General features: G+C 49.6%; 14 protein-coding genes. 7 read left to right on the top strand and 7 right to left on the bottom strand.

What is annotated here, in order from left to right; all coding sequences use genetic code 11:
* Positions 1 to 85: 85 nt before the first annotated feature.
* Positions 86 to 721, bottom strand: coding sequence for a recombinase family protein (locus Q0688_RS11135; RefSeq protein ID WP_299076174.1), 636 nt, complete (start codon positions 719 to 721; stop codon positions 86 to 88).
* 165 nt (positions 722 to 886) lie between these two features.
* Between Q0688_RS11135 and Q0688_RS11140 the strand changes: the two genes are divergently transcribed.
* From Q0688_RS11140 to Q0688_RS11170, 7 genes are all read left to right on the top strand, one after another.
* Positions 887 to 1,651 carry a phosphoadenosine phosphosulfate reductase family protein gene (locus Q0688_RS11140; RefSeq protein ID WP_299076177.1) on the top strand — a complete coding sequence of 255 codons (765 nt, stop codon included), beginning with the start codon at positions 887 to 889 and terminating at the stop codon, positions 1,649 to 1,651.
* A 255-nt stretch (positions 1,652 to 1,906) separates the two neighbouring features.
* Positions 1,907 to 2,224 carry a hypothetical protein gene (locus tag Q0688_RS11145; RefSeq protein ID WP_299076179.1) on the top strand — a complete coding sequence of 106 codons (318 nt, stop codon included), beginning with the start codon at positions 1,907 to 1,909 and terminating at the stop codon, positions 2,222 to 2,224.
* Between the two features lie 26 nt (positions 2,225 to 2,250).
* The gene (locus Q0688_RS11150; protein ID WP_299076182.1) at positions 2,251 to 2,613 is read left to right on the top strand and encodes a hypothetical protein; all 363 of its coding nucleotides are present in this window, start codon (positions 2,251 to 2,253) and stop codon (positions 2,611 to 2,613) included.
* 35 nt (positions 2,614 to 2,648) lie between these two features.
* Positions 2,649 to 3,401 carry a hypothetical protein gene (locus Q0688_RS11155; protein ID WP_299076185.1) on the top strand — a complete coding sequence of 251 codons (753 nt, stop codon included), beginning with the start codon at positions 2,649 to 2,651 and terminating at the stop codon, positions 3,399 to 3,401.
* A 38-nt stretch (positions 3,402 to 3,439) separates the two neighbouring features.
* Entirely contained in the window at positions 3,440 to 3,715 is a 276-nt protein-coding gene (locus Q0688_RS11160) for a hypothetical protein (RefSeq protein ID WP_299076188.1), read from the top strand.
* Positions 3,712 to 4,044: a hypothetical protein gene (locus Q0688_RS11165; protein ID WP_299076191.1), complete on the top strand. Its 333-nt coding sequence runs from the start codon at positions 3,712 to 3,714 to the stop codon at positions 4,042 to 4,044. Before Q0688_RS11160 ends, Q0688_RS11165 begins: the two co-directional genes overlap by 4 nt.
* Positions 4,045 to 4,170: 126 nt before the next feature.
* The gene (locus Q0688_RS11170) at positions 4,171 to 4,524 is read left to right on the top strand and encodes a hypothetical protein (RefSeq protein ID WP_299076193.1); all 354 of its coding nucleotides are present in this window, start codon (positions 4,171 to 4,173) and stop codon (positions 4,522 to 4,524) included.
* 326 nt (positions 4,525 to 4,850) lie between these two features.
* On the opposite strand, the gene Q0688_RS11175 is transcribed toward Q0688_RS11170, so the two are convergent.
* The 6 genes from Q0688_RS11175 to Q0688_RS11200 form a co-directional block, all read right to left on the bottom strand.
* Positions 4,851 to 5,369 (bottom strand): hypothetical protein, encoded by a 519-nt coding sequence (locus Q0688_RS11175; protein WP_299076196.1) that lies wholly within the window; start codon positions 5,367 to 5,369, stop codon positions 4,851 to 4,853.
* Positions 5,366 to 6,199, bottom strand: a complete 834-nt coding sequence (locus Q0688_RS11180) for a hypothetical protein (protein WP_299076199.1) — start codon at positions 6,197 to 6,199, stop codon at positions 5,366 to 5,368. The genes Q0688_RS11175 and Q0688_RS11180 overlap by 4 nt, the downstream gene beginning before the upstream one ends.
* A 168-nt stretch (positions 6,200 to 6,367) precedes the next feature.
* A complete protein-coding gene (locus tag Q0688_RS11185; protein ID WP_299076201.1) occupies positions 6,368 to 8,842 on the bottom strand; it encodes a hypothetical protein in 2,475 nt (824 codons plus the stop codon).
* A 1,037-nt stretch (positions 8,843 to 9,879) separates the two neighbouring features.
* Positions 9,880 to 11,418, bottom strand: a complete 1,539-nt coding sequence (locus Q0688_RS11190) for a hypothetical protein (protein ID WP_299076204.1) — start codon at positions 11,416 to 11,418, stop codon at positions 9,880 to 9,882.
* 65 nt (positions 11,419 to 11,483) lie between these two features.
* On the bottom strand, positions 11,484 to 11,900 hold the full coding sequence (locus Q0688_RS11195; protein WP_299076206.1) for a hypothetical protein: 417 nt from the start codon (positions 11,898 to 11,900) through the stop codon (positions 11,484 to 11,486).
* The coding region (locus Q0688_RS11200) for a hypothetical protein (protein ID WP_299076209.1) at positions 11,893 to 14,376 on the bottom strand (2,484 nt) is incomplete at its 5' end. The genes Q0688_RS11195 and Q0688_RS11200, both read right to left, overlap by 8 nt.

Below are 14,376 nucleotides of genomic sequence, written 5' to 3' on the forward strand. Positions count from 1 at the left end.
TTGTGAGCGTGGCACGCGACAAGAGCAGCCTGGAGCCGGGCACTTGTGTGTTGTATCCGTCATGCTATTTAGACTCCCCAATGTTCTATGGATTATCTTTAAGGTACTTCTTGAATCGACGAGCAATGGTTTGCGTCGTTACGTCGTATTTGTTCGCTATCTGAGCCATTGACTTGCCCTGATCGCGCAAATGCAGAGCCGCCTTGACTTGCTTGTCCGTGATCTTTTCCTTTGCCCCAAACACAACGCCGCGCTCCTTGGCCTTACGTACTCCGTCAGTAGTTCGCTCACGGTCAAGATCAACCTCAAACTGAGCAAGTGACGCAATCATGTTTACCTGTAGTCGCTCGGCTGGCTTGCAGTCACTTAGGTTTATACAGACGCCTTCTGTGATGCTCATAAACTTGATTCCCTGCTCTGCAAAGTAATTTAGATTATCCAAAACTTCTGTGAGACTTCGCCCCAATCTATCCAGCTTATAAACAACGAAAGTATCGCCATCACGCATGGCGCGTAGCGCATGTTTTAAAGCAGTTCTTTTCCCTGTAACTGCTGATTGCTTTTCTTGGTAGATATCTTCATCCAGCACGCCAGCCTCTCTCAAATAGTCTATTTGCATTTGCAGGCTTTGCTGTTTTGTAGAGACCCTGGCGTACCCGATCAGCTTGCCCATCCCAGCGTTTTCTGCTTCTTTATGTGGTTTTTTGCCGCGTGTACCCATACTTGTGACGAAGCCCTTGGATTCGAGTTATGTTATAGTTTGTGCATACTAGCACATATTATATAGTATAGTTCAAATCAATGGGGTATCGGCCTGCATGATTGTCGCAACAATCAGGCTTAGGAGATGCCAATTAGCAATCAACACTAACGCCAGGCATCGGAAATGAAACCAGATATACAACAACATGTTGAGGATGGAGCAATCTTCTACGTTAGCCACTCTGGCGGCAAAGATTCTCAGGCTATGTATTCAATGCTGATCGATATTGTGCCTCATGATCGCATTGTGGTTGTTCACGCTGACCTCGGAGAAGTTGAGTGGACTGGTGTTCAGGGCCATATAAAAACCACCGTATCCCACGATCTCAATGTGGTGCGCGCCAGCAAGACGCTTCTCAGCATGGTTGAAAGTCGGTTTGCGACTCGTCCAGAAGTCCCTAGTTGGCCTTCGGCGGCGCATCGTCAATGTACCAGCGACTTGAAACGCGGCCCGATTGAAAAGTTCATACGCAATGATATGAAGTCTAAAGGCGCAACACTGGCTGTTAACTGTATGGGTCTCAGAGCTGAAGAATCGAGTTCACGCGCCAAGAAAATCAAGTGGGCACTAAACAAGACATTGTCAAGAGCAGGTAGGACTGTACACAATTGGCTACCAATTCATGACTGGAGCATTGATCAGGTCTGGTCGCAAATCAGTAAGGCAGGTCAAGAGCCGTTCTGGGCTTACAAAACTAATGAAAGATTGAGTTGTGTGTTTTGCATCATGGGTTCAGACAATGACTTGATTCATGGGGCAAAGGAAAATCCAGAGCTGGCCCAAAAATACATCGATTTGGAGCGCCGCACTGGGTACAGCATGTTTCACAAACGCTCTCTTGAAAGTGTTGTTGGCAAATACATCAAAATCGTTGCAGAAGCAGCCTAGACATTAACCCCAGGCAGAGACATGGCTAAGAAAACACTCAATGACTGCATGGAAGTAGAGCAACGCTCAGGAATGATTGTTGGCTTGCCAAAGGTTAGATACATCTGCCCATGCGGACACGTAACACTATGGAGAAGATCGCAGTACAAGGCTCGACTGGCATTCCGTGACCACTCGAACAGTTGCGACACTGCCTTGTATCTGTTCTTTCCACAAGACTAACCACAAACCCCAGGTAGAGCCATGAATACCAATATGCACATAGACGGACAATGCTGGCGTTCTGTCGTTGAACAGCCTAATGAGGAAGACTGGCACTCATGGGAAGCGCAAATATCCTCGCGCAGTAGACTGTCTATTTACGGCCATATGATTGACGGCAAAGGCGAGTTTCAGGGAAAGCACACAATATGGAATCCATCAGATGATTCTGTAAAATCGATGGCATTGGGCTTCATGGATGCGGATACGCTTGAAGGCGCTATGCAAGAGCTTATAGGAAAAATAAGGAAACCGATTAAGGCTAAAACACTTAATGGAAAAGACGCGGGCACATGGCCTGCGACTGACTAACCGTAAACCCCCCACTGGAGAACGGCATGGACCAAATAGAAGAGCGCAAAGAGTGTTGGTTGGTTACTACCAATACAGATTTAACAGAGGGTAGAGGAACACAATACGCGAAATACGTTTGTTGGGCAGAATCAACGGCTCTAAGACTTGCGAAAGGTATTGATGTGCAAGGTTCAAATGGGACAGTTTTTAAATCCTTTGCATATAAGATTAGCAGTCAGATTGGCTGGTTTGCTAAATCGCGTATCCTTGATATGAGCGCGGAAGACAAGAAGGCCGAGACTAGGCTGGAAGTTGATCGCAGGAACGCCAAGGCTAAATCGGATGCGCTCAACAGAGCCAAGCAGGCCGGTCTTTCTGATCAAGATATTGCCTTACTAGCAGACTGAATACAAACCCCCCACTCAGCAGGACGAAAAGTAAAATGCCAAATCACATCACGACAATTATTACTACAGATTCAGCCGAACATCTGAAAATTATCATAGATACAGTCGCTGGCGATGGTGATCAGCTATTTGACTTTAATCGCGTGATTCCTAAGCCTGGAGGATTCAAGGACACCAGCGGCCACATGGGCTTGATCGACAAGGCTCGGGCGCTTGTTGGAATTGGCCATAAAGGAAATACAGTTGATGATGGGGCGCTGTCAGAATTGATGTCAAATCTGTCTCAGTCAAATTTCAACCGTGCTGTCGCAGAGCCTTTGAGAGATATTGAGGAAATTGACATTATTGCGGACATGGCGCGGAACTACATGATCAGCGGTCATGTGTATTGGTATGACTGGAATAGTGCTAACTGGGGCACCAAGTGGAATGCTTACGATGTAGTGATCAATGACGCGTCGATAAAGATAGAAACGGCATGGAGCTGCCCGACGACCGTCCTGGAAGCTCTATCCAAAATGCTGCCACATATCCCAATAAGCGTCAGATACGCCGATGAAGATACAGGTTGCAATTGCGGATCTTTTGAATTGATGGGCGGCTCGATAGTGTCTCAGGACATTGCGCCGCGTCATGCCGATATGACTCCAGAAGAAAAGTACAAATGGATCAAGTTTGCTCTGGCTATTACCCATCCAGAAACGACGCCTGAAAAGCAAGGTTATGACACCAATGGCGAGTACAGCGAAGAACTCTACGATAAGCACAATCCAGAAGAATACGCTTAACCGTACATAGACCCCCAACAATATCAAAGGTAATAAAAATGCAAGATTATCGAGACAATCCACTGTCTGACGAGGACAGAAAACAACGCGACGAGCTGTTTAGCCAGATGACATCTACCCGCGCTGCTGATGAGCATGGCGCGATATTCAACTTAGACAAGGATGCGCGCAAGAGTGAACGCGAAGCATTCCGTAGGCTCAAGCGGCTATCAAAGACCACTACGCCAGATATCGGCACCGTGAAGTCAGTCGGCGGCGTTGACTACGAAGTTACCGACCAAGGATGGGTCAAGATTGGATTGACATCGGTATGAGCACTCAAGCCAGAAAAAGCACAATGGTCGAGCTGGTGGATGAGCTGCGCAAGCTACAGCAGTCCGAAGGTATCCAGCTTATGATTGAGGAAGCGCTCGCAGGCGAATACCACGACTATAAAAACGTCAGATATGTTTGCGGAAAAATGGAGTCTAGCCGGAAGCTGCGAAATCTGGGCCATGTAGAACTTGCCAAACGTATCGAGCAAGGCGAATTTGACGAGGAAGCAGACGAGGCTGACAAAGCAATGATGCGCAGTGATCTTGCCTCCGGTGGCGCGTCACAACTTGAAGGGCTGCTTGGCCTGTCTAAGTCGACCACTCATTAACCCCAGTTCGCCAGCCTTCGGGTGCCTGTAATGAGTCGATGCAGAATTAAATGGGATGGACTGTCGGACGCGGCAGTCAAGACGACTCCCTAACACAAACTATAACCCCACATACTGGAGAAAGAAATGAAGTTGAGTGCAAATAGAGTAGAAGAGTTGTTTTCTGGATCTCTGTCAGAAACAGGGACCGTGGTTGAAGGGCTGCAAGGTAATTATGCTCTGGATATCGCTGGGCACGAAGACGAGATAAAAGCAATGCTCTCTGAGTTGCCAGATGAATTCCATGCTAAGCGTGGCGGCGGTTGGTCGTTCTTGAATGCCTGCAATACCCGAGACGGTGAGCAGTGGACCGGTATGCATCAGACTATGGAACAATTGTTCGTACTTGGCATTGCTGCTGGACTCGCCAAGTGGCTAATGCCAAGAGATATGTGGAGTGCATTTCCAGGTGGCATGCCGTACGTATCGGTTGACGTATAGCTACTGATCATAAACCCCGATAACCGCTATGGAATTTTACGTAAGAGTATTAATAGGATTCTTTGCTACAGGCTGCCTGTTTGGCGTGCTTTACTTCATGGGGCAACTCTGGAAGCAAATGTACGAGAGCGAGGGCGTGCTTTATGACTACTTTTTCACTGATAAATACACTGACGATTAACCATCGAGAACAGCATGAGTGTTTTAAACTCACTACCACAAAGAATCTCATAAGCGAAAACGGCGGCTATTGCGGCGTCGGATTCAAAGACTAACCACATACCCCTGCACAAACCACGGACGGATTAACGGGCCCGAACGCAGCGCTAACCACCCTGTTGAGCCTTTAGCGCCATCTTCAGCTGCTGCCGCTCATACGCTCTTCGCCACGTTCCTTTATCGTTCGGGTCGTTTCGCTTCATCGCGGCAATAATGGATTCTGCACATTCACGAGGTGTGCAGCTCTCGGATTCAACCACAATCGACATCCAAGGATATTTGCCCGCCGTGTAATCGCCGATATCGTGTGCTAGCACTTGTGCGGGAGTAGCCAACAGTCTATCAATCAAAGGCGCATCACCGATAATTGCAGGGTTGTTCGATGCGAACCGATTGGCGTCCTCAGCTTTCCCAGCGTATTCGGCTTCGGTTTTCCAGTCCTCAATATTCATCTGAGTGGAGAAATCGTCGAAGGCTGTATTGATCGCTAATGCTTCTGCCTCACCCTGAGGATCAGTCGAGTAAATAATATACTCACCCGCCAACAACTCAGGCCGTCCAGTTCCGTACCCTATACACTCATCATCTGAGTTATACAGCACATACCCGTCTGTTGGATTCGTCATTGTGTTGGTGATATGTAGTCAGAGACGATCATTTCCAGTTCAATATCCGTTATTCCCATCCTGTCCACGCCGGTTCTGTCGTAAGCCGGATCATTCTGCGTTGGCTCGACAAACGGTAAAACCTCTACCTGAGAGTAATCATGTTTTGCCTTGAATTCGACTGATCCATCAGCGTAAATCGTCTTGTTGTCCACGCTGACAGGAGATTTCGTGATCGTGAAATAATCATAAGTCGTATTCGGGTTAACTCGGCGCATTTTGAACATTAAGCCAACTTCAGCCGCTAACCGTCGAGCATTATTACCGCCTTGTGACTCAAACGCACGGCCTGTAATCGCGCCTTTGAGAATTGTTTTTACTAACTTCCCCTGTCGGACGTTAACCTGCTCAGTCTTGATATACCGTAGCCACCGACGTACCGCGCCATCACCAGAGATTCCAGGCGACACCGTTTCGATACTGAACCCAGACGCCCACAATTGACTACCCAAGATATCCAATGGATATGGCACTGCGTAGTGGTTCCTGCATTCGGCGCTTGATATCGTTACCTGCCCGCTCGACGCTCTAACAATCAGCTCAAACGTTATATAATCAATGCCGAGATTGTCTGGGACCGGCTCAATAAACACCGCATCGGTAAACGTGCCGGATTGCTGTGAATACCACGCTCGCTTGCCTTTCGAGGCTGGATCAGAATCCCATACCTCTTCATCGGTTCTTGATGGCACAGATCCGGTTAGCTTGTAACCTCGATGTCGAACCGCAATACCCTCAAACGCAGGGTTTCCAGCTTGCAGCGTTGATTTCAGTCGTAAGCGGGTCTTCATCGACGGACTGCCACCATTGGGTATCAATGGCCGGTACATCATACGGTTCCTAACTTCTAGCCCGCTTGCGTCTATCTGATAGGCAGCGGAACCGCCCTCGCCTGCACCTGAGAGTAGTCTAGCCCACGCAACATCGGACTGCTCTGGCAGCATTAACAAGCTCATCGTCTACAGCTCATAGGTAAAATTCAACTGCGCTTGTGTGCCTGCTGCGGCGTTTTGTGTGTAAATAGACGCTTGCTTGCCTAAGTTATTATCATTGGTCGATGGGAACGTGACGCTAAAAGCACCGCTTGCGCCTACTGTAAAAGTTAGTTGAGTAGTATCATCAAGCGTTACCGTTCCCTGCCTTCCTTGTACAATGATTCCACCACCGTCATCCTGATACGCTGTACCCGCAACTGTGCGCCCTTGATCTGTCAGAGTGATACCTTGTGTCGAGGTCGAGCCACCACCACCAGAGCTACCGCCTGATGTTGCTGTTGCAGACTTTGTGTTGTTAGGCGCTAGATTTTCATTGCGCGTAAATAGCCATAATTTCTCACCGGCTAACGAACGAGCAAAGGACAGATCGTTGATTAAATCCTCACCCTGTGGCACCTGATTCTCCCTTATCAGTATGTCATCTTGATTCTCATACAGAATCCACTCTGTACCGTTGCTCGGGTTGTACCAGATCGTGCCGTCTGGCTCGCCTACTGGCCGTGTATTGGATGCAACGATTTCCAGTGAGTTGTACTTGCGCTTACCGGCTATCAGTGCGTCATAGACATACTCAAAATCATCAACACCACGAACAAAATCACGCCAGCCGGACGAGGTGAGGATTCTAAAATCGACATCAGCAGCATTACTGTCTAATGCTGTTTGAGTAATTCGCATATCGCCATAGTCGGCGTTGCTTGGGTCTGCGCTTCCAACGTGTATGCGGACCCTTCCGTCTCTTTGGTTTTTCAGGAAAACACCGAGAACATTTAGCTGTCTATCCTGAACAATTTCAGCATCTGGCGTGAAGGCGATTCGAGTGACTGACTGGAATAGGTTGGTTCTCGGCGTGGCGTCTAGCGCAGGTCTATAACTACCGGCATCAGATATAACGCTACCGAATTGCTGAATTTTCTCTCCCGCTATCGTTGCATCGCCAGGGAATGCCTGAACGTTTGTCTCTGTTAGTGTCGGAAATGCATGATTACCGTCAACAACCCACAGAAAAGAACCGGGCATGCCTGGGCCGCCACGAGAACCTGATAGCGTTTTATTGCCAACAGTAATGGAATTGACAGTAGAGGGTGATGCGCCGTTGAGAACAACAACACCGTTGCCTTCAATACTGCCACCCCATGAAACGATGATGATTCCACCGCCACCACGACCACCGGTTGATCCATTGATATACTGGACCGATGGGTTCCGCGATGTTGATCCACTAGGCGTCTGAGGCCGTCTATCAGGGTCTGTGAATTTCGATACAGGGCCACCTGAGCCTGACGTGCCGCTCAAGTCTGGCGGCAGACCGCCCAAAATACCGTCATTGACATCAAGTAGCGGGTCGGGCGCTCTAGGGTAAAGCCCGCTCGTGACATTCCCGCGTGAGCCGCCAGATATTTGTAATCCAGCCTTTGAATAAATGGTCTCGTTTGAAGATAAGTAGGTGCTGTAAACCTGTCTGGTGTCGTAAGACGAACTGGATCGCGATGTTAGTGCATAGCCTTCACCGCCACGACTTGCGGGTGTGTTCTGGGTGCCGCCAGCGCCGGGTAATTGTTTAGACTTTCCTGTTAGGTCAATCGGGCACTTGATAACGAACGGCCCGAATACATGAAAACCAATGTACGGCCCTGTACCAACCACCAACACGGAAAGATTTTCAGATAACTCCAGCCCCTCGCCTGGGCTTGCGTCGTTCACATAGTAGTAATCACGACCCATCACGAGTGTGATGCTGCCAGTGGCAATGCCGTCACTGACAGAAATACCGGAAAGCGTCGCGATATTGATCTTCCCGCGCTTGTACTCGGCTATCTCAAGATTATGCAGTTTCTGGCTGGACTGGCGTGTTGACTGGATATACAGAGAGCCTGATAGCGTGTACGTCGTTGTCCGCGTTTCTCTGTTCTCACGAGACTCAACCACAAGCATCGTGCGCTTTAACGGGCCGCTATTGGCAGCGCCTGTGGCATCGTCTACAACATCAGGAAAATCAACGGCAACCAGCGTTCCCAATTGAATATCATTAACATACGACTCAATCGTGAAACTCTGCTTTTCGTAAAAGTAGTCATCACCGTAAGTCGCTGCGAGTTTGAGCAGCTGCGTCCCAGTATGAACACCTGAATGCAAGCCCTTGAACGCAAATTCCTTGACCTTTTTGCCCGGTACAATCTTGTTGTGACTCTCGGACTCAATATCCCGGTACGTGACAGGCTGTAGAAATGTTTGTGTTTCTATCGAATCGTAGTCGTAGCTGATTTTGACCGATGGATGGATGTCGGTCTTGATGTGTTTGAGCGTTAATTCATTGCTCGTTACACAATTGCTCGGGTCAAGCACGATGCTGCCCACATCGGCAGATTCATCGGTGGGCCGTGCTCGTGGCGTCCAGTTCAGCTGCCCACGTCCATCAACAACCAATACAGCTCCCATCAGTGAGAGAATTTCCTTCTCGTAGAAGTCGCGGCACTCAGTTTTGCCGGGGTTCGAGAATTTCAATCGTAACTTGGTTGAGTAGCGAGCAAATGAGGCTGTGTTTATCCAGCGCTCATCTGCTTTAGCTGTCCAGTGCGCAGGTAATCCACGACCATCAGACAGTCGACCGGTTATCAGCGCCTTGCATAAATCCGTTGCCGACTCATCCAGGTATATCCATTCGGTGATAGCTGGTTTCTGAATGTCTTTCGTATTGGCGGCAACATCGTGCGCCGCCGCTGTAGTTCTCAGCTGTCCGCGCTTGACGCCTGTGAACGTCGCAATGCCATCGATATCAGAGAATGTCGTGTACCAGAATATCTCATCACCAACCTTTGCATAGCCGCCGACCTCTGACGGGTTTGGGTACCACGGACGATGCAAGAATGTCGCAACGTAGTCGGGTATTTGCGCAACCGGCAGCGTGGTGGGAATTGACGTGTCTGCATCACTTATCCCTGAATTAAGCCGCCACACCAGCGGGTCGAATATCGCTTCATCAAGCCCACGATTGATATCCGTGGTTTCAATCTGAACTGTGTTGTATGGCTTGCTGTGGTTCTGGACGATTCCAGTGTATTTGGGCGGCGTGAATGTATCTGATAGCGGATCAAGGTCAAGTGGCTGTCCACTGCCAAATTCAAATTCTTCAATCAGGCTGTTAAAAGAGCCTTCGCCGTTTGCATTCTTGTTGGCCAGCAAATCTGAATACTCATCGTCAACATCAACAATTGAGTAAGTCGTTGTTGGAGAGGTGGATTTACCGGATGTGAAGCCTGCGTTGCGATTCAAATTAGGCATTGGCGCATCTTCAAGACGCGCTTTAAGATAGGATGAGCCAAGCGGTAGCGAGTCTATTGCGTCATCATGACTGACTATCCAAATAGCTGAAAACTCGCTGAATGTCTGGCGCAGCGCATAACGCACTTCTGGATAGATTTCGCGTACAGGCGTAGGCTCATAGCGAACCTGCTGAATCGCTGCCGTGTAGACCGTCATAGTTTCACGACATCACACGAGAACAAGCGAGCGACACTGGCAACATTTATTTCTTGAGTGAATTCAGCGACTATTTCAGGACCGGTATCAAGGCCCACTACTTGTAGCGTGCTGTCAACTGACCATGTAAACGTGTAATCGTCAGGGTTGGCAGGTGTTCCATCATCATCAGGCTTGAGTTTGACGGTTACACGGAAAGAGTTGCCTAGTACACCTTCGGGCTGGACATCGATGTAGGTTTCTGACTGCTGTATTAGTGATGTGGCTGACGTTTGTGTGCCGCCTGTTGATCCGTCAGCCGCCATTGCCACGCCGTTAATCCGCATGGGTAACGTGTCAGGATTCTCGACAATCAGAGGCCGCATTTCCACATAGTCAACTTCCATGCTGACCGTATCTTGATGCGCAGGCAGTGTCCCGCCACCATCCAACACTTGCCTTGCCAAGTCTCTTGGGTACTTGCCGTCACGCGCCAGATTGATGATAGGCACATGGCACATATAGCGCGTAGAGCCGTCTGGATGCGTCTGGCGGCCATTTGTTTGTGCGGTAGTAGTGTTGACCATTACAGGGTCATACTCAGCGCCAGATTGAGGCACATAAAGCGGCAGACCGTTGCGTATTTCGTCGGGCGCCGCTACCTCATGCGTGTAGATTCCGTCTGTGAAAAATATGATTTTCTCAGGAAATACATCGACGCCTGTTTCACGCCATTCACTACGTAGGTCTTTACCTATATCGATAGTTGTAGGGTATGACGTACTTGCGCCTTGCGCTGTCCCGGCTGGATGCGTGTGGACAGTCTGGTGAATCTTCGTTGCAGACTCGCCGAAGTTTTCATCTGCATCTATCTCAAAAAGAATTCCGCCGCCGTTAGGTCGCGCTGGTCGATAGGTAGTTCTTCCATCACCAAATGGCTCGCCATTGATATCACAGCCATAGGGAATATCCTGCAACGTCCACAAAGCTGCTGGGAATATAGCCTTTCGTTGCTCTACATCAGAGCTTGCGCCGTCTGCACCGTAAGGCGTCTTAACCTTGGCGCGAAGCCGAAAGAACGACATCGCAACGCGCCCGTACTTCGAGAGCATTTCTGATAAGTAGGTGACTTGGTGATCACGCTCAAAAGCACCCAATGACCCATCATGATTTAACTGGTAATCTTTAACCCTTGCGTAATCGTTTTCTGCGGTGATTTTCGGTCTTGACGTGATTGTGAGGACGCTATTGTTGACAGACAGACCGGATGGCCCAAACGTGTTGGGTTTTCTTGTGTCTGGATAGACAGAATTCTCGAAATTTATCGCAGCATGGACGAAGTTATCACCATTACCGGTATTTTCATCAGAGCCATAGGTGAATCCAAATTCAGCCATATTTGCGTGAATGAACCCGCGCTTCCAGTCGCCTGTTCTATTCCCTGGTTCGCTAGATGTTTCAACACTCAACGTATTGAAGTCGTCACGGAATCCATCGCCGAAGTTAGACTCAGCAATGATCGCCTGACCAACGACAGCTGTATCAGATAACGGCATCTACTTAATTCCAGGCACAAAAAAGCCCCGACTAGCGAGACTAGGAATGCAGCTATGAGAAGTAATCACGGCAGGTAAAGTAGCTCCATTGACAGCGACAGATGAGTACAGCCCACCGCCTCGCGAGGGAAGTCACTGCCCATCATGCGGAAGTTTCTGGTGTTGCCCATGAAATCAATATCAGTCGCATCGAGCGAGGCAATCTGATAATCAGCCAGTGAATCGACAAGCTCCTCAACGGCAGGCAGCAACGCAATCGGATACGTGATACCCATTATTGACCTTTGGTGCTTGGACACCTTTGTGCCTCGGCCCGAGTTGTAGTCCATTGACGCGGCGTAGTTTCGATTGAAGGCAGACTTTGGCGCGGTGAACTCGCTGATAACAATTGCGCCACCTTGCGGCATATCAAACACCTGCAAGGTATCTTCACGACCGGGATTCTGAGCGCTGTCAGAGACAATGAATGTGATACTAGCCATTCAGCCGCACCACTCGTTCAGGGACGTTATCAAAATTCTGAGTACCGTCTGGGTTGTTGAAAATGTAGCCTTGCTCGTAAGACTCTTTCATCACACGAGAGCCTTCCGCGACCGCCTCATCTGGCGTTCTGAATGTGCCTGCGACGATAACGATTCGCTCTGCGGGCTGGACGGTTGTTTGTTGAGTTGAATTGGTTTGCGCTACGCCTGTATTACCACCACCAGCACCAACACTGCCGCCTGCTGACACATCGCCACCGCCTGAATAGCTTTGCGCCTTGATGCCTTTGATGATGTCGCGTGTCTTGTAGAGCGCTATACCAGCCTGTGCCAAGCCGACGTACCAAGGTGGTGTTGCCAGCGCATTAAGTATCGCAACGCCTGCTGAGAGCTTTGCAGATGCAATGCTGGCCTCTTTTTGATCCTCAAATTGTTTCTTTGCTTCAGCCTTCGAGATATCGCGTTTTTTCTTGGCGTTCGCCAGTGCAATCTTGTTCTCTTCGGTGCCGTTAGCCTCGAATGCTCGCAGCGCCTCTTGATAGGTTTGCTCGTCAGCGGCGGCAATGTTCTTTGCCTCGTCCGCCTGTCGTTTTTCGCGATTAACGCGAACGTCAAGAATCGCCGTTGCAGCCTCTTGCGCTGCGCCTATCTCAGTCGAGTATTTTTCCAGAACGCCTGCAAATCGAGATTGGAAGCTGGCTTGCTCCGCTTGTGCTCGGGTGGCCTCGCCGGACCTGACAAGCTCATTTAACGCCTCTTGATGAGTTCTTTCTTGAGCCTCTCGCGCTGTGGCGTATTCGTCCTGGGTGATTTCACGGTCACGCAGTAATTGATCGAGCGCTACCGTGTCAGCGACAACATCTAATTCAAACGTAATTGCCGCACTACCGCCAGACAAGTCAACAAGCCTACGCTGTATCTGCTCATTGATGTCAATGACCTGATCACCGTAAGACTGGGCCAGCGCGACTCTATCGGCATCGGCCTGTTCTTCGGTTCGCGCCCGCTCGACGATAAATTGTTCTAGTGCATCCTTTTTAGCCGCGAAATCACGCGCTAAAGCAGCATTGTCAGCGCCGGTAACAGTGGTTAACTCTGCCTGAATCTCAAAGTCAAGATTGGCAAACGCTCGTTGCAAGTTATCGGCTAGATTGCCCGCTTCATCAGGCAGTTCCGATATCGCTCGATTGAGTAACGTTATCTCATCGCTGTACTTGGCAAATGGTGTGGCAGAACGCTCTGATAGCGCATCGTTCAATTCACGAACTTTGTCAGCCTGAATTTTCGCAGTGTCATCGTTGAATTGCTTTTGCAGCGCATCCATAGCCTGCCGGTACAAATCAGCCTCTTTGCCGCCGCGATTAAACGCCGCTTCGAGCGCATCATACTGATCTGCGAATTCATCCTCGCGTTGCCGCTCTGGAATCGCTGCATACAGCGCTGATTGAAGTTGGTTCGCAGCCTCTTTCGCTTTGTCAGCACGTTCCTTGTACTCACCCAAGCCTTGAATCTGTTCATTGATAGCTCGCTGTGCCCGCGTGTATTCTTCCGGCGAGAGCGAATCCTTGATGTTTTCAAGGCCCGTTTTGAGCTTTTCCAGCTCGGCTATCTTCTCGTCGTCTGGAAATAGATCGGTTAATGCCTCTCGAATAGCCTTGCCTTCACTCGCGGCAGCCCGCCTTGCTTTTTGCAGGGCGTTTTCCAGGCGGTCGGAGTAGGTAATTAATGCGCCGCCGTCGGCCAGATTTTCATTGGCTGATTTAAATTCTTCAAGTCTTTTCTTTGCCGCCTCTAATTGCTCATTGAGTTTGCCAAGCGCGACGCCTTCAGTAGCATAATCTCTTGCCCTGACTCCTGAGCTGTTTTTCAACTTTTCGTAGGTAGCTAGCAACCCATCATATTTGGATTGCAAGGCGATGATATTCGCCTCTTCTGTTTCAATAGTTGCGGCGGCAGCGTTGGATGCCGATTGAGCATTACGCTTGTAGGCGTCATCCAGCCCATCCAACGCAACTGTCAATGTCCTAGCGGACTTTTCAGCCTCAGATTCTCGTGTGGCGAGATATATCAGCGCACCGCCTGCTAATAGCGCAGCCCCCGCTGGTCCGCCTACCAGCGCTAATGCGCCATTTGCCGCTCTCTGTGCCACTGCAAGCGCCTGGGCGGTGCGAGTAGCTGCAACCTGAGACAGTGCCAGTCTGTCAGTTGCAATCGTCGCAGCAGCTTCTGCTTTTGTTAAATTACTAGCGGCGACAGTGGCGGCTCTTTGCGCTACTGACAGCTCTCCCGATACAAACGTCAAGCGTTTGAAGCCGCGTATTGAGTTGGCCTGTTGAGCTGTTGCCGCCAGTCGAATATCAGCAGCTTCTTTCGCCACTTTCGCGGTAAGCACTTGCGCGGCGGCTGATTTACTGGATGCAGCAGCTGATGCGATTTCAGTCTGTACGAATGCCTTGGACGCTACAGACGCTTCGTT

The organism is uncultured Paraglaciecola sp., from assembly GCF_937123705.1.
Lineage (GTDB): Bacteria > Pseudomonadota > Gammaproteobacteria > Enterobacterales > Alteromonadaceae > Paraglaciecola.

What these genes read in the sequence shown, in the direction of transcription:
- Q0688_RS11135 (WP_299076174.1), bottom strand. Translation starts at nt 721, where the DNA reads ATGGGTACACGCGGCAAAAAACCACATAAAGAAGCAGAAAACGCTGGG.
- Q0688_RS11140 (WP_299076177.1), top strand. Translation starts at nt 887, where the DNA reads ATGAAACCAGATATACAACAACATGTTGAGGATGGAGCAATCTTCTAC.
- Q0688_RS11145 (WP_299076179.1), top strand. Translation starts at nt 1,907, where the DNA reads ATGCACATAGACGGACAATGCTGGCGTTCTGTCGTTGAACAGCCTAAT.
- Q0688_RS11150 (WP_299076182.1), top strand. Translation starts at nt 2,251, where the DNA reads ATGGACCAAATAGAAGAGCGCAAAGAGTGTTGGTTGGTTACTACCAAT.
- Q0688_RS11155 (WP_299076185.1), top strand. Translation starts at nt 2,649, where the DNA reads ATGCCAAATCACATCACGACAATTATTACTACAGATTCAGCCGAACAT.
- Q0688_RS11160 (WP_299076188.1), top strand. Translation starts at nt 3,440, where the DNA reads ATGCAAGATTATCGAGACAATCCACTGTCTGACGAGGACAGAAAACAA.
- Q0688_RS11165 (WP_299076191.1), top strand. Translation starts at nt 3,712, where the DNA reads ATGAGCACTCAAGCCAGAAAAAGCACAATGGTCGAGCTGGTGGATGAG.
- Q0688_RS11170 (WP_299076193.1), top strand. Translation starts at nt 4,171, where the DNA reads ATGAAGTTGAGTGCAAATAGAGTAGAAGAGTTGTTTTCTGGATCTCTG.
- Q0688_RS11175 (WP_299076196.1), bottom strand. Translation starts at nt 5,369, where the DNA reads ATGACGAATCCAACAGACGGGTATGTGCTGTATAACTCAGATGATGAG.
- Q0688_RS11180 (WP_299076199.1), bottom strand. Translation starts at nt 6,199, where the DNA reads ATGAAGACCCGCTTACGACTGAAATCAACGCTGCAAGCTGGAAACCCT.
- Q0688_RS11185 (WP_299076201.1), bottom strand. Translation starts at nt 8,842, where the DNA reads ATGGGAGCTGTATTGGTTGTTGATGGACGTGGGCAGCTGAACTGGACG.
- Q0688_RS11190 (WP_299076204.1), bottom strand. Translation starts at nt 11,418, where the DNA reads ATGCCGTTATCTGATACAGCTGTCGTTGGTCAGGCGATCATTGCTGAG.
- Q0688_RS11195 (WP_299076206.1), bottom strand. Translation starts at nt 11,900, where the DNA reads ATGGCTAGTATCACATTCATTGTCTCTGACAGCGCTCAGAATCCCGGT.